Source organism: Kitasatospora sp. NPDC058190 (assembly GCF_042883685.1).
In the GTDB taxonomy this organism is placed as follows: domain Bacteria; phylum Actinomycetota; class Actinomycetes; order Streptomycetales; family Streptomycetaceae; genus Kitasatospora.
In genome coordinates this window covers 14,475-34,891 of sequence record NZ_JBHVVI010000007.1, presented here as the reverse complement: position 1 = coordinate 34,891, position 20,417 = coordinate 14,475, and the positions used below count along the sequence as shown (strand labels likewise).

Below are 20,417 nucleotides of genomic sequence, written 5' to 3'. Positions count from 1 at the left end.
GCTTCCCCGTGCGCCCCCGAAGCCCGTGCGCACACCACCGAGCCCACCCCTGTGGGCCGGTCGCCCAAAAACCGGCCGATAAGGTGTTAATCCAACATTCATCCATGCCGCATAGCCTCCGAGAGCTAGCCTCATGCTGAACGTCATCGTCCGACCGGGAGGCGAAACCCCCGTGCAAGGCACTGTCACCACACCGGGCGGCTCCGCCGTGGCCGGGGGCCAGGGCGAGGCCTTCCTCCTCGTCGTGGACGACGAGCCCAACATCCGCGAGCTGCTCGCCGCCTCGCTGCGCTTCTCCGGGTTCCGGGTCGCCTCCGCCGCGAGCGGGACCGAGGCACTGGAGCTGATCGCCGTCGAGCGCCCGGACCTGGTGGTCCTCGACGTCATGCTGCCCGACCTCGACGGCTTCACGGTCGTCGAGAAGCTGCGCGAGCGCACCACCCGCGGCCAGATCGCCGGCCCCGCGCACGGGCACCCCGGCGACCACCTGCCGGTGCTGTTCCTCACCGCCAAGGACGGTGTCGGCGACAAGGTGCAGGGTCTGGCCGCCGGCGCGGACGACTACGTCACCAAGCCCTTCAGCCTGGAAGAGCTGATCGCCCGCATCCGCGCGATCCTGCGCCGGGCCGGCGGGCCCGCCGAGGACGGCCGGCTGGTGGTCGCCGACCTCAGCCTCGACCCGGTCGCCCACGAGGTCACCCGGGCCGGCACCCCCGTCGCGCTCTCCCCGACCGAGTTCAAGCTGCTGCACTACCTGATGGCCAACGTCGGCCGGGTGGTGTCCAAGTCGCAGATCCTCGACCACGTCTGGGCCTACGACTTCGGCGGCGACCTCTCCATCGTCGAGTCCTACATCTCCTACCTGCGCCGCAAGCTCGACTCCGGCCCGGCCCACGGCCCCAAGCTGATCCACACCGTCCGCGGCATCGGCTACGCGCTGCGCCGCCCCCCGCAGGGCTGACCGGACCCGCCCGTGTTCGCCCGGTTCTCCTCCAGGTTGTCGCTGCGCGCCCGGCTGCTGGTCCTCGCGCTCGCGCTGGTCACCACCGGACTCGCGGTCAGCGACACCTTCGTGCTCGGCACCGTACGGGCACAGTTGGTGGAGCAGCTGGACGAACAGCTCCAGCGCTACGGGCTGCCGCTGTCCCGCAAACCCCCCGGCCGGCTCACCACACCGGACGCCGGCAAGCCCGCCGTCACCGGGCGCCGGATCAGTCTGCCCAGCCAGTACCTAGTGCAGTACCTGTCCTCGGACGGCAAGGTCCAGGCGCTCATGGTCCAGCCCGTCTCGGACAGCGACCCGGCACCCCAACTGGCCGGGCTGGACCCGACCCGGACCGCCCCGGACGTCCCCTTCGACCTGCCCGACCAGCGCGGCCACCACAGCTGGCGGGTGCTGGTGCTGCCGCTGCGGGCACCCCGCACCCCCACCCCCGGCATCGGCGCCTACGCCTCGCCGACGGCCACCCCGACCTACGTCATGGTGGCCGTCTCCCGCGAGGACATCGACGCCACCATCGGCAAGCTGCGCACCTCCTTCCTAGCGATCGGCGGCGCCGTGCTGTTGCTGATCGCCGGACTCGGCTTCTTCGCCGTACGGGCCGGACTGCGGCCGCTGCGCCGGATCGAGGAGGGCGCGGCCCGGATCGCGGCCGGCGAACTCTCCCACCGGATGCCCGAACTCTCCCCGGGCACCGAAGTCGGACGGCTGTCGATCGCGCTCAACGGCATGCTCACCCAGATCGAGGCGGCCTTCGCCGCCCGCGCCGAGTCCGAGGCCCGGATGCGGGCCTTCGTCGCCGACGCCTCGCACGAGCTGCGCACCCCGCTGGCCGGCATCCGCGGTTTCGCCGAGCTGTACCGGATGGGCGCGCTGCCCACCGACGCGGACGTCAAGCGGACCATGACCCGGATCGAGAGCGAGGCCGTCCGGATGGGCACCCTGGTCGAGGACCTGCTGGTGCTCGCCCGGCTGGACGAGGAACGCCCGCTCGACCTCGCCCCGATGGACCTGCGCACCCTCGCCGCCGACGCGCTGCACGACCTCACCGCCCTCGACCCGAGCCGTCCCGTCGCCCTCACCGGGCCCTCCGGCACCGGCGCCCCCGGCGCGGCGCCCGTCCTCGGCGACGAGGCGCGGCTGCGGCAGGTGGTCACCAACCTGGTCGGCAACGCGGTCAAGCACACCCCGCCCGGCACCCCGGTGCGGATCGGGGTCGGCGGTGCGGCCGACGGGGTCTGCCTGCTGGAGGTCGCCGACGCCGGCCCCGGCCTCACCGAGGAACAGGCCCAGCGCGTCTTCGACCGCTTCTACCGCGTCGACGCCTCCCGCAGCCGCGACAACGGCGGCGGCGGCGGACTCGGCCTCGCCATCGCGACCGCCCTCACCCGAGCGCACGGCGGCACCCTCGCCCTGGACACCGCACCGGGCGCGGGCGCCACGTTCCGGGTCGAACTGCCCACGAATGGTGACCGGCTTTCCTGAGTCTTTTGTCGACTCATCAATTTCTTCACCGGTCTGGAAATCGGAATGGATTGTCAAGAATCCGTGCGCCTATGATCGGCGCCTGTCGGGCGGTCAAGGACGGCCCGGTGGAAAGGACTTCACTCTTCATTCGGCCCGAAAGGGGTCATTTTGAACCTCCGCCGTACGCTGGTCTCGGCCGCCCTCGTCGCTGCCGTGATATCGCCCGCAGCCGCGTTCTCCGCGGCACCCGCTTTCGCGGAGTCGGCTCCGGCGGCACCGGCCCAGAGCGGCGGCGACACGCTCGCCGCGCTGGAGAAGGCCCAAGCCGACGCGATCAGCGCCCGCGACGCGGCCTACGTCACGGCGATCTCCGCGAAGGCCAACTTCGAGACCTTCAAGCGCGATCCGCAGCCCTACCTGGAGCGGGCCAAGGACACGGCGGAGAAGGCCGCCGCAGCGGCGGCCGCCGCCGACAAGGAGGCCGAGGCGGCCTCGCTGGCGTACGGGTCCGCCAAGCCGGAGGAGCTGGACAAGGCCCGGGAGCGGATGGTGGCGGCGTCCAAGGCCGCCAACGAGGCGCACGAGGCCGACACCAAGGCCAAGGACGCCCTGACCGCCGCCCAGAAGAAGTGGGACGACGCCCTGGCCGCCGAGAACGCCAAGGTCGTCAAGGCGGAGGAGGACCTGAAGGCGGCGATCAAGGCCGCCGAAGCCGCCAACAAGGCGTACGCCGAAGCGAAGGCGGCCGACTACGCCCGGCAGGAGGCCGAGCAGCAGAACAAGCCGGCCGAGCAGCCCGCCGGGACTCCCGCCGACAAGCCGGCCGACAAGCCCGCCGAGCAGCCCGGCACCGTCACCCAGGCGACGGACACCACCGCGTCGACCAGCTCGACCGGCGCCGACAAGTCCACCGTCGCGTCGGCGACTTCGAAGACGTCGACCACCTCGACCTCTTCGACCAAGGCCACCGCCGGTGCGGCCACCGAGCTCGCCGAGACCGGCTCCAACCCGGCCACCCCGTACCTGGCCCTCGGCTCCGCCCTCTCCCTCACGCTGGGCGCCGCCGCGCTCTACGTCTCCCGCCGTAAGACGGCCCGCTCGACCTCCTGACCCATCCGGTTCCCGCAGGGTAGGCCCCTTCCGGCCTGCCCTGCGGTTCCGCGTTTCCGGGCCCGCAACTCCTCGATCGAGTGAACCTGTCGACGTTCACCCGGTCGGCCCCTCGGTCGCGTGCGACCGTCCTGCCGTTGCTTGTGCGGACTCGCATGGGCTGATCAAACTGGACGGGCAAGAGGTGTCTCGTGAGCGCGCTCGTTTCTGAGGTGACCGTCGTGAACCTGGACCAGGTGCTGTGGCAAGCGTGGAAGTCCATGGATGTGCCCGAGGGCTTCCGCGCGGAGATCATCGAGGGGACGATCACGTTGTCACCCACTGGCGGGACCCGTCACTTCACCGTCAACAGGCGGTTGGGCCGGGCCCTGCACGATTATCTGAGCGGCACCGGTTACGGGCCGGCACAGGACGGCAACGTGATCGCCGATCTCAAGGTGTTCATCCCGGATGTCTTCCTGGCGCCGGACGATGTCGACGAGATCGAGCACCCGGAGGGCGTGGGAGTTCTGGCCTCAGGTGTTCCGATGGTGGTCGAGACGGTCTCGCCGGGTGCTGAGGCCCGCAAGCGCGATCATGTCCTCAAGCGCCGCGCCTACGCGGCCGCAGGCATCCCGGTGTACGTGATCATCGATGACTACGACGAGGGTGGCATGGTGACCATCCTCACCGGGCCGGACCGCGAGCGCCGTACTTACGAGTACTCGGCCCGGATCCCGTACGGCAAGGAAGCCGTGATCCCCGAGGGCCCGGCCAAGGGCTTCGTGATCGGCCCCGAGATCACCGGCGAGCGCCGTGGCTGACCCGGCCGCCGTGTCCTTCAAGCGCGACCTGTCCGAGTGGCGGGTCGCCCTCGTCGCCTGGCGCCTGCTGGTGTTGCAGGCGGCGGATCCGGTGGTGGGGGCCGGGATGGAGGAGCACTCGACGTACCGGGCGCATCCATGGCGGCGGATCGAGCACACGCTCGGGAGTGGCCGGCGGCTGTTCTACCAGGACGCGGAGGCGCTGCGGCGGGAGGTCGCGCGGTTGGACCGGGCGCACAAGCGGATCCGGGGGGAGACGCCGGACGGGCAGCCGTACGACGCCCGGGACGCGGCGACCCGGGTGTGGGTGCTGCTGACACTGTTCGAGTGCGTGGTCGCGATGCGGCGCCTGGGTGGGGACCCGTACGACGCCGGGCAACTGGAGCTGGCGTACGGGGAGTTCAAGGAGGCCATCGCGGCCTTCGGCCTGCCGGAGGAGCAACTGCCCAAGAGCGCCGCAGCCTTGCCCGCCTACTTCGCCCGGTACGCCCGTGAGCGGCTGGAGTTCACCGAGGCCGCCCGCTACCTGCTGGACGACATCCTGCGCGCGGCGCCCCGTCCCCGCCGGCTCCGGTTCCTCGGGGACACCGGGTGGCGGATCACCCGGGTGATCGTCGCCCGGGTGATCCGGGAGCTCACCGTGGCAGACCTGCCGCCGGCGGTGCGGGAGCGGTTCGGGGTGGCCCGTAGCCGGCGTGGCGCGCTGCTGTCCGCCCTGGTGCACCGCGGCGCCGGGGCCGTCGTCCTGTTCCTCCCGGACCGGCTGCGCTACCGCTCCCCGGAGGAGGGGCGCCCGCCGCGCCGGTTCCGGCCGCGTCGGGACGGGCGCGGGCCCCGGGTGGACCGGTTCTTCCGGGAGGTGCTCGACCAGACCGGCGACGGCTACATCACCGTGCACGACCTGCGGGCGATGGCGCACAACGTGTGCTGGCAGCTGGAGCTGGACGAGGCCGCCGAGACGCGGGTGTACGAGGCGTTCGACGGCTGGTGGGAGCAGCTGCGCGCGGTGATGGACGCCAACGGGGACGGCAAGGTCAGCCGGGAGGAGTTCACCGCGGCCACCCTGGCGGGCTGCGACCGGGACGAGGCCTATCTGGAGCAGGGCCTGCTTCCTGCTCTGCGCGCGGTGTTCACCGCGGCCGACACCGACGGCAGCGGCTTCCTGGAGTTCGACGAGTACCGCGCGGTGTTCGGCGGGCCGCGCGTCCACCCGGCCGAACTGTCGCACGGTTTCCGCCAGTTGGACACCGACGGGGACGGGCGGATCACGGTGGAGGAGTTCCTGGGCGGCTTCACCGAGTTCTTCACGGCCCGCGCCGACTCCACCTCGGGCGCCCAGCTCCTGGGCCGACCGTAGTCGCCGCCCGTCACCGGGAGTCCACCTAGCACGCCCCGCTCGCCGAAGCGAGCGGGGCGCGAGCCTGTCAAGCGCCGGTTCGGCCAAGAGCCGCGCGCAGTCCGCCCGGTCGTTCGTTGCCCCGGCCCCCGCCCGATCCGCAGACTGTGCGGACCGCAGCGCAAACCGTGACGCATGGCACACGACTGTCAACCCCACCCCACCTGCAGTTCCGCCGTAAGGATGATGGATACTGGGCCTTGTGAACGTGTTCACGTTCACAAGCGGACAAGCTTGTGTGCTTGAGCAGCGGTCTACGGCTATAGGCGAAGTTTGTCCGAAAGTGCCCTGAGGGGCCGGTTGGAGAGAGGGCGACGTGGAACTGGCAATCGCTCACGAGACCATTGCGCGATGGCAATTCGGCATCACCACCGTCTACCACTTCCTCTTCGTTCCGCTCACCATCAGCCTCGCCGCGATCGTGGCCGGGCTGGAGACCGCCTGGGTGCGCACGAACAAGGAGAAGTACTTCCACGCGACGAAGTTCTGGGGAAAGCTCTTCCTCATCAACATCGCGATGGGTGTCGTCACCGGAATCGTGCAGGAATTCCAGTTCGGCATGAACTGGTCCGACTACTCCCGCTTCGTCGGTGACGTCTTCGGCGCCCCGCTCGCGATGGAGGCGCTGATCGCCTTCTTCTTCGAGTCCACCTTCATAGGCCTGTGGATCTTCGGCTGGGACAAGCTGCCGAAGAAGATCCACTGCGCCTGCATGTGGATGGTCTCGCTGGGCACCGTGCTCTCCGCCTACTTCATCCTGGCGGCCAACAGCTGGATGCAGCACCCGGTCGGCTACGCGATCGACCCGGCCACCGGCAAGGCGCAGCTCACCGACATCACCAAGGTGCTGTTCCAGAACACCACCCTCACCGTCGTCTTCCACACCCTGACCGCCGCCTTCCTCACCGGCGCCGCCTTCATGGTCGGCATCGCCTCCTTCCACCTCTGGAAGGCCAAGCGCAGGCCCGAGACCGCCGACCCCAAGAAGATCGCCGTGATGCGCACCTCGCTGCGGCTCGCCCTGGTGGTCGCGGTGGTCTTCGGCGCCGGCACCGCGCTCAGCGGCGACACCCTCGGCAAGGTCATGTTCGAGCAGCAGCCGATGAAGATGGCCGCCGCCGAAGCGCTGTGGGACACCCAGGCGCCCGCGCCGTTCTCGATCTTCGCGGTCGGCGACGTCGGCAAGGGCCACAACTCGGTCGAGCTGGAGGTCCCCGGGGTCCTCTCCTTCCTCGCCAAGAGCGACTTCAGCTCCGCCGTCCCCGGCATCAACGACACCGCCGCCGCCGAGGCCGCCGCGCACGGCGGCAACCCCAAGGACTACATCCCGAACGTCTTCATGACCTACTGGGGCTTCCGCTTCATGATCGGCTTCGGGATGACCTCCTTCATGGCCGGCCTGGTCGGCCTCTGGACCACCCGCAGGAAGCTCTTCCTGCGCCCCGAGTTCCGCACCGGCGAGACCGAGGTGCCCCGGCTGATGCTCACCCCGAAGCGGGAGTTGAGCCCGCTGCTCACCAAGTGGAGCTGGCGGATCGGCATCCTGACCATGGGCTTCCCGCTGATCGCCAACAGCTTCGGCTGGATCTTCACCGAGATGGGCCGTCAACCCTGGGCCGTGTTCGGCCTGATGACCACGGCGAGCGCCGTCTCCCCCAACGTCGGCGTCGGCACCCAGATCGGCGCGCTGGTCACCTTCACCGTGCTGTACGCGATCCTCGCCGTGATCGAGGTCCGGCTGCTGGTCACGTACGCCAAGGCCGGCCCGGTGGTGACCGAGCGGCCCCCGGCCAAGGACCCGACGCTGCGCGGCCCGTCCGCGGACGAGGCCGCCGACAAGCCGCTCGCCTTCGCGTACTGACGCACTGACGCACCCCACCGTGGAACTGAGGATCTGACATGCAACTCCACGACGTCTGGTTCGTGCTGATCGCGGTCCTGTGGATCGGTTACTTCTTCCTGGAGGGCTTCGACTTCGGGATCGGTGTCCTCACCAAGCCGCTCGCCCGCGACACCACCGAGCGCCGGGTGCTGATCAACACCATCGGTCCGGTCTGGGACGGCAACGAGGTCTGGCTGCTGACCGCCGGCGGCGCCACCTTCGCCGCCTTCCCGGACTGGTACGCGACCCTCTTCAGCGGCTTCTACATCCCGCTGCTGGTCATCCTGGTCTGCCTGATCGTCCGCGGCGTGGCCTTCGAGTACCGGGCCAAGCGTGACGGCGCCCGCTGGCAGCGCAACTGGGAGGAGGCCATCTTCTGGACCTCCCTCATCCCGGCCTTCCTGTGGGGCGTGGCCTTCGCCAACATCGTGCGCGGCGTGGACATCGACGCGCAGAAGAACTACGTCGGCACCGTCTGGGACCTGCTCAACCCGTACGCCCTGCTCGGCGGTCTGGTGACGCTCGCCCTGTTCACCTTCCACGGCGCGGTGTTCGCGGCGCTCAAGACGGTCGGCGAGATCCGCGAGCGGGCTCGCAGGGCCGCGCTGCAGGCGGGCCTGGCGACCGCCGTGCTCGCCCTCGGCTTCCTGGTCTGGACCCAGGCGCACAGCGGCAACGCCAGGAGCCTGGTCGCGATGGTGATCGCCGTGCTGGCCCTGGTCGGCGCGCTGGCGGCCAACCAGCGCGGCCGCGAGGGCTGGGCGTTCGTCCTCTCCGGGGCGACCATCGTGGCCGCGGTCGCGATGCTCTTCCTGGCGCTCTTCCCGAACGTCATGCCGTCCACGCTGAACCCCGGCTGGAGCCTGACCGTCGGCAACGCGGCCTCCTCGCCGTACACGCTCAAGCTGATGACCGTCGTGGCGGCCGTGTTCACCCCGCTGGTGCTGCTCTACCAGGGCTGGACCTACTGGGTGTTCCGCAAGCGGATCGGCGTCCAGCACATCCCCGGGCGCCACCCGGCCGCCCCGCTCGACCAGGCCTGACGCCGTGAAGCCCGTCGATCCCCGACTCCTCGGGTACGCCCGCACCACCCGTGCCTTCCTCGCCGGATCCGTGCTCCTCGGCGGGGCGGGCGCGGCCCTGGTGGTCGCCCAGGCCGGCCTGATCGCCGAGATCGTCGTCCGCGGTTTCCAGCGCGGCGCCACCCTCGGCGAACTGACCACCCCGCTGGCGCTGCTCGCCCTGACGGCCGTCGGCCGCGGGCTGGTCGGCTGGCTCACCGAGCTCACCGCGCACCGCTCCGTCGCCCGGGTGAAGTCCACCCTGCGGCTGCGGCTGCTCGACCACGCCACCGCGCTCGGCCCGTCCTACCTGGCGGGCCGGCGCACCGGCGAACTCACCACCCTCGCCACCCGCGGCATCGACGCGCTGGACGACTACTTCGCCCGCTACCTCCCGCAACTGGCGCTGGCCGTGGTCGTCCCGGTGATCGTGCTGCTGCGGATCGTCGGCGCCGACCTCACCTCGGCCGCGATCATCGCCGGGACGCTGCCGCTGATCCCGCTGTTCATGGTGCTGATCGGGATGGCCACCCAGTCGAAGATGGACCGCCAGTGGGACACCCTGGCCCGGCTCTCCCACCACTTCCTCGACGTGGTCGCCGGCCTGCCCACCCTCAAGGTGTTCAACCGGGCCCGCGCCCAGGCCGCCACCATCACCCGGATCACCGCCGACTACCGCCGGGCCACCCTGCGCACCCTGCGGATCGCCTTCATCTCCTCCTTCGCGCTGGAGCTGCTCTCCACCCTGTCCGTCGCGCTGGTCGCGGTCACCATCGGCTTCCGGCTGGTGGACGGCTCGCTCGACCTGGAGACCGGGCTGCTGATCCTCGTCCTCGCCCCCGAGGTGTACTTCCCGATCCGGCAGGTCGGCGCGCTCTACCACTCCAGCGTCGAAGGGCTGACCGCCGCCGACGAGATCTTCCGGGTGCTGGAGACCCCGCTGCCCGCCGCCGGGACGCTCTCGACGCCGGCCCTCACCGGCGCCACGATCACCGCCGAGGGCCTGACCGTACGCCACCCCGGGCGCGCCGTGCCCGCGCTGGACGGCGCCGCGCTCACCCTGCGTCCGGGCTCCAGCACCGCCCTCACCGGTCCGAGCGGGGCCGGCAAGTCCACCCTGCTGTCGGTGCTGCTCGGCCTCACCGCCCCCGAGGCCGGCACCGTCCGGATCACCGCCGCCGACGGGCGTTCGTACGACCTCGCCGAGCTGGAACCGGCCGGCTGGCGGCGGCAGATCGCCTGGGTGCCGCAGCACCCCCACCTGTTCGCCGGGACGGTCGCCGAGAACCTGCGGCTCTACCGGCCGGACGCGGGCGACGAGCAGCTGTGGACGGCGCTGCGGGCCGCCCACGCGCTCGACTTCGTCACCGACCTGGACGCCGAGCTGGGGGAGGACGGCGCCGGGCTCTCCGCCGGACAGCGCCAGCGCCTCGCGCTCGCCCGGGTGCTGCTCGCCGACGACCGGCCGCTGGTGCTGCTGGACGAGCCCACCGCCAACCTGGACGGCGCCTCCGAGGCCGCCGTCGTGGCCGCCGTCCGCACGCTCGCCGAGGACCCGGCGCGCACCGTGCTGATCGTCGCCCACCGGCCCGCGCTGCTGGCGGCCGCGGACGAGCGGGTACGGCTGGCGGGGCCCGCCGCCGCCCCGCTCGGCCACCTGGTCCCGCCCCGAGCCGAAGGGGCGCGCCGGTGCCGAAAGGGAGAAGCGACCAGCGAGGTACGAGCGCCGGAGCGCCGACCGTCGGCACCGGGTCGGAGCGCCCCGGAGGCGAGCGGGCGAGTCACAGTGGGCGGGCGAGTGACCGCCACCCCCGCCGTGCCCGAGGAGCCCGTGAGCGAGCCCGCCGCCCCCCGGCTGGCACTGTCCGTGCTGCTCGGCTCGCTCGCCCTCGGCTGCGCCGTCGCCCTGATGGCCACCTCCGGCTACCTGATCTCCCGGGCCTCCCAGATGCCCCCGGTGCTCTACCTGATGATGGCCGTGACCTCGGTCCGCGCCTTCGGCATCGGCCGAAGCTTCTTCCGCTACACCGAGCGGCTGGTCTCGCACGACGCCGTGCTCCGCACCCTCGGCACCCTGCGGGCCGCCGTCTACCGGCGGCTGACCGGGCTCGCCCCGGCCGGACTGCCCGCCTTCCGGCGCGGGGACCTGCTCTCCCGGCTGGTCGCCGACGTCGACGCGATCCAGGACCACTACCTGCGCTGGCGGCTGCCCGCCGCCGTCGCCGCCGTGGTCGCGCTGGGCTCGACGGTGGTGCTGGGCGCCTTCCTGCCCGCCGCCGGGCTGGTGCTCGGCCTCGGGCTGCTGCTCGCCGGCGTGCTGGTGCCCGCGCTGGCCGGCCGCTGGTCGGCCGGCGCCGAGCGGCGCCAGGCCCCGGCCCGCGGACACCTGTCCACCGCCGTGGTGGACGCCTTCACCGGCACCGCCGAGCTGACGGTGGCCGGCGCGCTGCCCGGCCGGCTGGCCGTCGTCCGCACCGCCGACGCCGCGCTGACCAGGCTGGCCGCCCGCTCGGCCGCCACCGCCGCGCTCGGCACCGGGCTGATCGCGCTGCTCACCGGGCTGACGGTGGTGGGCGCGGCGGCCGTCGGCATCCAGGGGGTGCGCGACGGGGCGCTCGCCCCGGTCTGCCTGGCGCTCGTGGTGCTGACCCCACTGGCCGCCTTCGAGGCCGTCACCGGGATGCCGCTCGCCGTCCAGGCCCGCCGGCGCAGCCGCGCCGCCCGGGCCCGGCTGGACGAGCTGCTCCTCGCGCCGGAGCCCGTCGCCGACCCCGCCGAGCCCCTGGAACTGCCCGAGCAGCCGCTGCCCGTCGCGGTGCGCGGGCTGACCGTACGGCACCCCGGGCAGGCCGTGGACGCGCTCACCGGGCTGGACCTCGACCTCTCCCCCGGCCGCCGGATCGCCGTGGTCGGCCCGTCCGGCTCCGGCAAGACCACCCTCGCCCTGGCGCTGCTGCGCTTCCTGGAGCCGGGCGCCGGGTCCGTCACCTTCGCCGCCGGTCGTCCACAGGCTGTGGACGGCCGCGCGCTCGCGGGCGAGGACGTCCGCCGGGTGATCGGCCTCTGCGCCCAGGACGCCCACGTCTTCGACAGCTCCCTGCGGGAGAACCTGCGGCTGGCCCGCCCGGGCGCGGACGAGGCCGAGCTGCGCGCCGCGCTCGCCGCCGCCCGGCTGCTGGACTGGACGGACGGCCTGCCGGAGGGCCTGGACACCATGGTCGGCGAGCACGGCGCCCGCCTCTCCGGCGGCCAGCGGCAGCGGCTCGCGCTCGCCCGGGCGCTGCTCGCGGACTTCCCGGTGCTGGTCCTGGACGAGCCCGCCGAGCACCTCGACCTGCCCACCGCCGACGCCCTCACCGCCGACCTGCTGGCCGCCACCGAGGGCCGCACCACCGTGCTGATCACCCACCGGCTCGCCGGGCTGGACGACGCCGCCGTGGACGAGGTGCTGGTGCTGGACGGCGGCCGGGTCGCCGAGCGCGGCCGCTGGTCCGAGCTGGTCGCCGACCCGGACGGGCGGCTGCACGCGATGTGGCGCCGGGAGCGGGAGGCGGACGGGCTGGTGGAGCCGGTGGGCCGCTGACGGCCGCGTCGGCGGAAGCCGCGTCTCCCTTCGGCTGAAAACCGTACAAACTAGGCTTTCTCCATGGACCCCACGCCGGACCTCCCCGAGGCCGCCCCCGAGCCGACACCCCATCGGGTGCCCGAGATCGCCTCGCTCGGGCTGGACACCCTGGTCACCGAGGTCGCGGAGCGCCTGCAGTCGGCCGCCGCGGTCACCGACCGGATGCAGCGCCTGCTGGAGGCGGTGGTCTCCATCGGCGCCGGGCTCGACCTGCACGCCACCCTGCACCGGATCGCCACCGGCGCCGCCGAACTGGTCGACGCCCGGTACGCGGCGCTCGGCGTGATCGCCCCCGGCGGGCACGGCCTGGCCGACTTCATCCACGTCGGCATCGACGACGAGACCGCCGCCGAGATCGGCGAACTGCCCGCCGGGCGCGGCATCCTCGGCGCGCTCATCGACCGCCCCGAGCCGCTGCGGCTGGCCGACCTCGGCGCCGACCCGCGTTCCTCCGGCTTCCCGCCGCACCACCCGCGGATGGTCACCTTCCTGGGCGTGCCGATCCGGGTCCGCGAGGAGGTCTTCGGCAACCTCTACCTCACCGAGAAGAAGGGCGGCGGCGCCTTCACCCCCGAGGACGAACAGGTGGTGCACGCGCTCGCCGCGGCCGCCGGCGTGGCGATCGAGAACTCCCGGCTGTACGAGGAGGGGCGCCGCCGCGAACGCTGGATCGCCGGCGCCGCCGCCGTCACCACCGCGCTGCTCTCCACCGAGCAGGCCGAGGGCGCGCTGACCGTGGCCGCCGAGCAGGTGCGGGAGTTGGCGGACGCCGCGCTCGGCATGATCCTGCTGCCCACCGGCCCCGCCGGCGAGGGCGACGGGCAGATGCGGGTCGCCCACGCCTCCGGCGAGGCCGCCGAGTTCGTCCGCGGCGAGCTGCTCCCCAAGGACAGCTTCGCGGCCCGGCTGCTGGCCGGGGAGAGCGTCCACCTGGACGACATGTCCAGCGACCCGACCGTGGTGATCCGGCTCGCCCGCAGCTTCGGCCCGTCCATGGCCGTCCCGATGGTCGCCGCCGGGCGGGTGCTCGGTGGGCTCTGCGTCTGGCGCCCGCGCGGCGCGCTGCCGTTCACCGACTCCGAGAAGCAGCTCGCCGAGACCTTCGCCTCGCAGGCCGCCCTCGCCCTGCGCCTCGCCGAGGGTCAGCGCGACCAGCAGCGCCTCGCCGTCTTCCAGGACCGCGACCGGATCGCCCGCGACCTCCACGACCTGGTGATCCAGCGGCTGTTCGCCACCGGGATGATGCTGGAGAGCGCGGCCCGGCGCGCCGTCGTCCCCGAGGTGAAGGTCGGCATCGGCAACGCGGTGGACGAACTGGACGCCACCATCCAGGAGGTCCGCACCACCATCTACGCCCTCCAGCACGACAACCACGGCGACGCCCCCGACACCCTGCGCACCCGCGTCCTGCGGGAGGCCAGCCAGGCCGCGGCGGCGCTCGGCTTCAAGCCCTCGGTGAGCTTCGTCGGGCCGGTGGAGAGCCTGGTCGGCGAGAAAACCGGGCGCCAACTCCTGGCCGCGCTACGGGAGATGCTCTCCAACACGGCCCGGCACGCGCGGGCCTGCCGGGTCGGCGTGGAGGTCGACGCCACCGTCCACCTGGACGACGGCGGCCGGCCGGTCGGCGGCGACCCCGAGTCGCTGGACCGCGGCGGGCGGCCCGGCGTGCTGCTCACCGTGACCGACGACGGGGTGGGCATCCCGGCGGGCGGACGGCGCAGCGGACTGCTCAACCTGACCCGCCGGGCGGAGGCGCTCGGTGGGGCCGCCTGGCACGAGTGGGGGCCCTACCGGAAGGGGACGACGGTGCGCTGGACGGCCCGGCTGTAGGTGCGTGACAAGCGTTAGGTGAAAGCTGAACGAGGGAGAACTTCCCGACCAACGCCGCAAGTTGTGAACGTTCTGGGCTATCGGCGCTTCTGTGTGCACACATAGCTTGTCATCCGTCTCGGAGGGGAAACCGGACGGAGGGGGCAGTGAACGCTTCCGGCCGCGGCAACACCGCAGCAGGGGCAAGTCGAGGGGGGTTCCGGACCGAGCGCGCTCCGGACGGGCGCTACCGCTGGCAGCTGAAGGCGCCCAACGGCCGCGTGGTCGCGATCACCCCCGCGCTGTTCGAGACGCCCGGCGAGGCCGAGCGGGGCTTCGACGGCCTGCGCGCGGGAGCCGCCGAACTGACCGCGCGGATCACCCATGTCCGCGACGGGATCGGGTGGATCTGGGTCATCCCCGGATCGCGCGGTCTGCCCGAGGTGCGGTCCAGTCGTGCCTACGAGCGGTACGCGACCTGCCAGAACGCCTTCCGGCGCTTCGTGGTGCTGCTCGCCAAACAGCCGGCGCGCGAACTGCCCGGGAGAGCCGTGTCGTCGAGACGTCCCGATGGCCGCTGAGCGGCGCGGACCGCGGCTGCTGATCGTGCCCGCGGCCGACCGCTGTGTGGGCTGGGCGCTGCGGGCCGCCAACGGGCGGCCGCTCGGGGTCGGCGTGCGCACCTACCGGAGCGAGGAGGAACTCGCCGAGGCGGTGCGTGAGTTGCTCATCGAGCGGGCCGCCCTTCGGTGTTCCGTCGCGCAGTCCGAGGGGCGGCAGTGGGTGTGGTCCGCCTACCTGCCGGTGCGCAGCACCCGGCCCGGGGCGGCCGCTTCCGTCCCGGTGGCCCGCAGCGCGCGCGGGTACCTGCGACGCGACCAGTGCCAGGCGGGCGTCGAGGGCTTCCTGGCCGGACTGCAGTGGGTGGGGCAGGAGTCGCGGCGGGGCGGGCGGGACGGCCTCCGGCCGCTGTGATCCGTCGGGATCCGCCGTGATCCGACGGCCGTCCGTGCGGTTCCGGTGAAGCGCAGGTTTCCGGCAACACCCCGAGCAGTCTCCTGGAGAAGAACGTCGTCGAGGGCGGGAGGGGTTGTGGCAGCCCTGTCGCGTCCACGCTGACCAGTGTCTAAACCTCGCTGAACCGATGAGTCGACATTACCGGGCCGGACTCGACCTCCCTTCCGGCGGAACCTCCCGGCCCGACAGGATCAGCTCTGCCGGACGGGCCGCAGCGGACGCGGCCACCGGCCCCGAACTCCCCCCGGAGCACGGGTTCACGCGATGTACGTCTCTCCCATCGGAGGAACAGGAACATGCGTAAGACCGCTGCCAAGCTGCTCACCGCCGCCGCCCTGGCGACCTCCCTGGTCACCATCGCCAGCGGCTCGGCCCTGGCCGACCCGACCGTCACCCCGGCCGCCCAGGACATCGTGGGCGTCGGCTCGGACACCATCCAGGCGCTGCTGAACCAGTTCTCGACCGACTACAACGTCTCCCTGGGTTCCGGCTCCACCGCGCCGCACCTGTACAGCTGGGACGCGACCGGCTCCTCGCCGATCACCACCAAGGTCGGTGCCACCTCGATCGCCCGCCCGAACGGCTCCGGCGCCGGCATCAAGGCTCTGGTCGCCAACACCAGCGCGACCGTGGACTTCGCCCGTTCCTCGCGCGGCCCGCAGCCGACCGACGCCCACGGCCTGGACTTCGTCACGCTGGCCAAGGACGCGGTGACCTGGTCCGCCAAGTCGGGCGGCGACGCGCCGGCGCAGCTGACCCCGGCGCAGCTGAACGCGATCTACAGCTGCACCACCACCAACTGGAAGCAGATCGACCCGAGCCTGCCGAACGCCACCATCAAGCCGTTCCTGCCGCAGGCCGACTCCGGCACGCGCGCGTTCTTCCTGACCGCGATCAGCAACCCGACCCTGGGCCAGTGCGTCACCACCGGTCCGGAGGAGAACGAGGGCACCGACCAGGCGCTGAACGACCCCGACGCGGTCTTCCCGTACTCCGTCGCCCACGACATCGGTCAGACCGTCGGCGGCCACGGCACGACGACCGACGCGCCCGGCAACCTGACCCTGCGCAACGTGGTGGTCAACGGTGCCACCCTGACCCCGGTCACCAACAGCCAGATCGACACCGACTTCGCCAACTCGCAGTTCGGCCGCGTGGTCTACAACGTCTTCCGTGACGCCGAGTGGAACGCGACCGACACCCACGGCCAGGCGCTCCAGAACATCTTCGGCTCCAACGGCTGGATCTGCAACGACCCGACCGCGGCCGCCGACATCGCGAGCTACGGCTTCCTGGCCACCCCGGCCTGCGGTGTCGCCACCCTCACCTGATCCACCCCGCACCACCCGGCGGCCACGGGCGTCCAGCCCGTGGCCGCCGGCGGTCCTCGGGCCGGTGTTCCACCCCCGCGCGACACCTTCCTCTCCCAAGGAGACCAGCATGTCCCGTACCACCGCCCGGTACCTCGCCGGCGGCGTCGCGGTCGTTCTCGCCGTGACCGGCCTCAGCGGCGCGGCCGCGGCCGACACCACCCCCGCTGCCACCCCCACGGGCAGCGCCGTGGTGGTCGAGAACAACGCGTTCCTGCAGAACGCGGCCACCAACGGTGTGGTGATCGTTCCGCTGCCGAACGCCGGCGTTTCCTACGACGTCACCAAGGGCCTGTCGACGAGCCTTCCGGTGACCGGCGGCAGCGTGAACCTGCGCGGCTACTACGGCAACGCGACGCTCGACGGCAGCCTGCTCTTCGTCGACGTCCAGACCGGCAAGAGCGTGCTCTTCGAGCAGCTCGCGTTCAGCGCCGACCGCTGGCGCCTCACCGGCGTGCCGGACGGCGCCACCGCGCCGGTCCCGCTGCTGCGGCCGGCCGGGATCCAGGAGAGCAGCCAGAGCGGGACGACCCAGAGCCTGACCGCGAGCAACCTCACGCTGGACACCACGGGTGCGCAGTACCTCGACACCCAGCTGAACACCACCTTCTTCACCGGTGGCCAGTCGGTCGGTTCCTTCTCGTTCACCTTCAACGGCTGATCGCAGGCGCCGACTTGCGCGACGGGCCTGCGTCGGGTGACGCGGGCCCGTTTCGTTCGGAGGTGTCAACTCCGCGACAGAGGTGCCGCGTTGTGGTCCCGTACACACGCGCGACCGGATCCGGCCACTTGTGGCCGGCCGAATGGATGCGTACCGGAATCGTTGGCCGCTCGCAGCCTGATCCCCCTGCGCCGCGCTTCCCGGCGGCGCGCAACCGTACGGAGGTGCCCGCCATGAGAGTCCGCCTACCCGACCGGAGACATCCGGGGTGGTGGCGTCGCCGGATACCGGCGATCGCGTTGGTGTGGTCGGTGGTGGTGGCGATCGGCGTGGTGCCGATCGGCCTGGGAGCCGTGCCGCAGGCGGCGGCCGAGGACTCGGCCGTCACGGTGACGGGGCCCAGGATCTGGCTTCCGAAGGAGGGCAAGGACGGCCCTGAGGGAAGTGTCACGGTCGCCCAGACGAAGAACCTGGTGAACCAGGTGGTTCACGTCAGCTGGAAGGGGTTCACCCCGTCCAGCGACGTCAGCGGAAGCCCCTGGGCGGGCGGAGCGACCGTCGGGGAGCGCCTGCCCTACTACGAGGTGCGGGTGTACCAGTGCAAGGGCACGGACCCGAGGATCACCGACTGTTACGACAGCACGCTGTACGGCGCCGATGCGGCGGCGGGGTTCCAGCAGAAGAGGCCTGCGGCCGGGACGACCTTCCCCGACTTCCCGTCCAACAAGGTCGTCGCGACGACGGCTGCGGACGGCACGGGATACGCGGACATCGAACTCTTCACCGCGATCCAGAGTCCCACCCTGGGCTGTGACGACAAGAACCCGTGTTCACTGGTGGTGGAGCCCAACTACGGCGGCGACGTCATAGCGTGGAAGGACCCGACCCGGAAGGGCGTGGTCAACTGCCAGAACCACGCGTTGGACACCGCCTTCGACATGCCGTCCGACCTGGTGCTCCAGCGGCAGCTCAATCGGTGGACGCAGTTCGCGACAGCCGAGCAGTGCGCCTGGGAGCGTCGCACGGTGGTCCCGCTCGAATTCGCTCCCACCGCGGCCTCCTGCCCGGGGGAGAAGCCGGCCTTCGCCGTGGACGGCCTGGAACCGGCCAAGCGGGCCGTGGAGCAGTGGCAGGCCGGATTGTGCCAGGGCAACGACCCGATGCTGCTGACGTACGGTTTCGCGAACGGTGACTCGCAGGCCCGGTCGGACTTCCTCGCCGGCGGCAAGGACATGGCACTGGTGGCCAGGCCTGATGCGCAGGCTCCACCGCCGAGGCCGTACGTGTACGCGCCGGTGGCGACCTCGGGGATCTCGGTGGTCTTCATCGTGGACGATCCGAAGACCCGCCTGCAGTTCAGGAGCATGCGGCTCAACGCGCGGTTGTTGGCGAAGCTGCTCACCCAGTCCTACAACTCGCCGGGTGATGTCCCCTCGGTGAAGGGGAATCCGCAGTGCGTCTTCGACGACCCGGAGTTCCAGAAGCTGAACCCGCTTCCCCCGGACAGCAAGGCCGCCTGGCCGACGGGGTGCAGCTACAGCAATGTCAGCCCGACGGTCTTCGGCGGGACGGCGGACATGACGTACCAGTTGACGTCCTGGATCGCTTCCGACCCGGACGCGGTGCGGTTCCTCGACGGTGAACCGGACCCGTGGGGAATGCGCGTGGACAGCTACTACCTGCGCCCGGCGTTCTCCGGCTACCCGGTCGACTCCTTCGTCCGGCAGGACTCCTCCGGGTTCGCCGGAGCGACGGAGGACCCGAAGGACCGGTGGAAGCAGTACGAGTGGAACCCGGTGGCGACCGGGCTGAACGACGTGGCGCGGAAGGTTCTGTGGAACAAGCCGAACTGCGTCAACACGGACAAGCACTCGGACGGGACCCACGACCTGTGCCCGTCGATGCCGGTCGGTCGGCGGACCCTTTTCGCGATCATGGATTCCGGCCAGGCGAAGGCCTACTCGCTCCCCGAGGCCCAGCTGGTCAACCCGGCCGGCGGCTTCGCCTCCCCTGACGGCCCGGGCCTGCAGGCCGCCGTCGCCGACATGACCGTCGACCAGTCCACCGGCGTGCAGTCCCTGCCGTACGGCACGTCCGACACGGCGTTCTCGCGGGACCAGAAGGCCTACCCGCTGACCACCGTGGACTACGCGATGCTCCCGACCAAGGACGTCGCGGCCGACAAGGTGGCCGCGATGAGCAGGTTCATGCGCGCGGTCACCACCATCGGCCAGGTCTACGGCCACGAGCCCGGTCACCTCGCGCCCGGCTTCCTCGCGCTGACCGCCGCCCAGCGGACCCAGGCGGCCGACGCCATCAGCCACCTGGAGGCGCAGGACGCCAAGCTGCCCGGCAACCAGGCCGCGCCGCCGAACCCGCCCTCGACCGGCGGCGACGGCTCGACCCCGGCCGCCGGCGGCAGCGGGGGCGGCAGCGCCCCGAACGTCGCCTCGGTCACCCAGGTCGGCGAGGGCGCGGGCCCGGCCGGCGGCTCCGGGGGCTCCTCGACCGGCGGCTCGGGCTCCGACTCCACCGGCGGTCCGGCCGGCAGCGGCGGCGGCACGGGCGCCGGCAGCGGTGCCGGTACCGCGGCCGGTGGTGCCGGCGCCGCCCCGGGTGCCAAGCCCGGCGCGAGCCCGAGCGCGCCCGGCAAGTCGCTGTCCGCCGCGCCGGTCGCCGCCGGTACCCCGGCGTCGGACCGCTCCGGTCTGGCCCGGCTGCTGCTGCCGATCGCGCTGATCGGCGGCGGGGTGCTGCTGGTCGGCGGTCCGGCGGCCCTGGTCCTGGGCGGTACGCCCGCCGGGGCGCGGGCGCTGACCGGGCTGCGGCAGGGCTGGGCGCGGGTGCGCCGCCGCCCGTGACGCACTGACCGCACCACTCGCACCGACCGCACCACCCGAGCGACTCGGCGGGGCCGCCGTTCCGGCCCCGCCGAGTCGTTTTCGCATGCGCCAAGTGGCTTGGTGTCAAAGCGCGTTGATCTTTCGAGTGAAACCGGCCAGCTGTCCGATCACGCTCGATCGTGCTCAAATCCCTTACCAATCAACCGAGTTGAGCATTAGTGTCGCTGCGAACATGCCACCAGCCGGCCATTCGAAGCCATCTGGAGTTCCCAACTCCGCTACAGAGTCGCCGCGTTGGGCCCTCGTACACGCGGCCGACCCGATTCGGCCACCTCCGGCTGGCCGAATGGGTACGCACCGGATCCGTCCCCCG

General features: G+C 72.1%; 14 protein-coding genes. All 14 read left to right on the top strand.

Annotation, left to right across the window (positions count from 1 at the left end; translation table 11 throughout):
- Positions 1 to 133: 133 nt before the first annotated feature.
- The 14 genes from ACFVWU_RS04895 to ACFVWU_RS04830 all read left to right on the top strand — a co-directional run bounded on the left by ACFVWU_RS04895 (position 134) and on the right by ACFVWU_RS04830 (position 20,062).
- On the top strand, positions 134 to 961 hold the full coding sequence (locus tag ACFVWU_RS04895; protein ID WP_387615675.1) for a response regulator transcription factor: 828 nt from the start codon (positions 134 to 136) through the stop codon (positions 959 to 961).
- Between the two features lie 12 nt (positions 962 to 973).
- Complete coding sequence (locus tag ACFVWU_RS04890) at positions 974 to 2,485, top strand: sensor histidine kinase (protein WP_387615672.1); 1,512 nt, start codon at positions 974 to 976, stop codon at positions 2,483 to 2,485.
- Positions 2,486 to 2,635: 150 nt separating this feature from the next.
- The gene (locus tag ACFVWU_RS04885) at positions 2,636 to 3,577 is read left to right on the top strand and encodes an LAETG motif-containing sortase-dependent surface protein (RefSeq protein ID WP_387615669.1); all 942 of its coding nucleotides are present in this window, start codon (positions 2,636 to 2,638) and stop codon (positions 3,575 to 3,577) included.
- 221 nt (positions 3,578 to 3,798) lie between these two features.
- A complete protein-coding gene (locus ACFVWU_RS04880; RefSeq protein ID WP_387615666.1) occupies positions 3,799 to 4,380 on the top strand; it encodes a Uma2 family endonuclease in 582 nt (193 codons plus the stop codon).
- Positions 4,373 to 5,737, top strand: coding sequence for an oxygenase MpaB family protein (locus ACFVWU_RS04875; RefSeq protein WP_387615663.1), 1,365 nt, complete (start codon positions 4,373 to 4,375; stop codon positions 5,735 to 5,737). The genes ACFVWU_RS04880 and ACFVWU_RS04875 overlap by 8 nt, the downstream gene beginning before the upstream one ends.
- Positions 5,738 to 6,092: 355 nt before the next feature.
- On the top strand, positions 6,093 to 7,637 hold the full coding sequence (locus ACFVWU_RS04870; RefSeq protein WP_387615660.1) for a cytochrome ubiquinol oxidase subunit I: 1,545 nt from the start codon (positions 6,093 to 6,095) through the stop codon (positions 7,635 to 7,637).
- Between the two features lie 38 nt (positions 7,638 to 7,675).
- Positions 7,676 to 8,701 (top strand): cytochrome d ubiquinol oxidase subunit II, encoded by a 1,026-nt coding sequence (cydB, locus tag ACFVWU_RS04865; protein WP_387615657.1) that lies wholly within the window; start codon positions 7,676 to 7,678, stop codon positions 8,699 to 8,701.
- A gap of 4 nt (positions 8,702 to 8,705) precedes the next feature.
- Positions 8,706 to 12,302 (top strand): thiol reductant ABC exporter subunit CydD, encoded by a 3,597-nt coding sequence (gene cydD, locus ACFVWU_RS04860; protein ID WP_387615654.1) that lies wholly within the window; start codon positions 8,706 to 8,708, stop codon positions 12,300 to 12,302.
- 63 nt (positions 12,303 to 12,365) lie between these two features.
- Positions 12,366 to 14,174, top strand: a complete 1,809-nt coding sequence (locus ACFVWU_RS04855) for a GAF domain-containing protein (RefSeq protein ID WP_387615651.1) — start codon at positions 12,366 to 12,368, stop codon at positions 14,172 to 14,174.
- A 260-nt stretch (positions 14,175 to 14,434) separates the two neighbouring features.
- Positions 14,435 to 14,734, top strand: a complete 300-nt coding sequence (locus ACFVWU_RS04850) for a hypothetical protein (protein ID WP_387615648.1) — start codon at positions 14,435 to 14,437, stop codon at positions 14,732 to 14,734.
- Positions 14,724 to 15,128 carry a hypothetical protein gene (locus tag ACFVWU_RS04845; protein WP_387615645.1) on the top strand — a complete coding sequence of 135 codons (405 nt, stop codon included), beginning with the start codon at positions 14,724 to 14,726 and terminating at the stop codon, positions 15,126 to 15,128. The genes ACFVWU_RS04850 and ACFVWU_RS04845 overlap by 11 nt, the downstream gene beginning before the upstream one ends.
- A 338-nt stretch (positions 15,129 to 15,466) precedes the next feature.
- Positions 15,467 to 16,501 (top strand): PstS family phosphate ABC transporter substrate-binding protein, encoded by a 1,035-nt coding sequence (locus ACFVWU_RS04840; RefSeq protein WP_387615642.1) that lies wholly within the window; start codon positions 15,467 to 15,469, stop codon positions 16,499 to 16,501.
- Between the two features lie 109 nt (positions 16,502 to 16,610).
- Entirely contained in the window at positions 16,611 to 17,201 is a 591-nt protein-coding gene (locus ACFVWU_RS04835) for a hypothetical protein (protein ID WP_387615639.1), read from the top strand.
- Positions 17,202 to 17,434: 233 nt separating this feature from the next.
- Positions 17,435 to 20,062 carry a hypothetical protein gene (locus ACFVWU_RS04830; protein ID WP_387615636.1) on the top strand — a complete coding sequence of 876 codons (2,628 nt, stop codon included), beginning with the start codon at positions 17,435 to 17,437 and terminating at the stop codon, positions 20,060 to 20,062.
- Positions 20,063 to 20,417 lie beyond the last annotated feature (355 nt).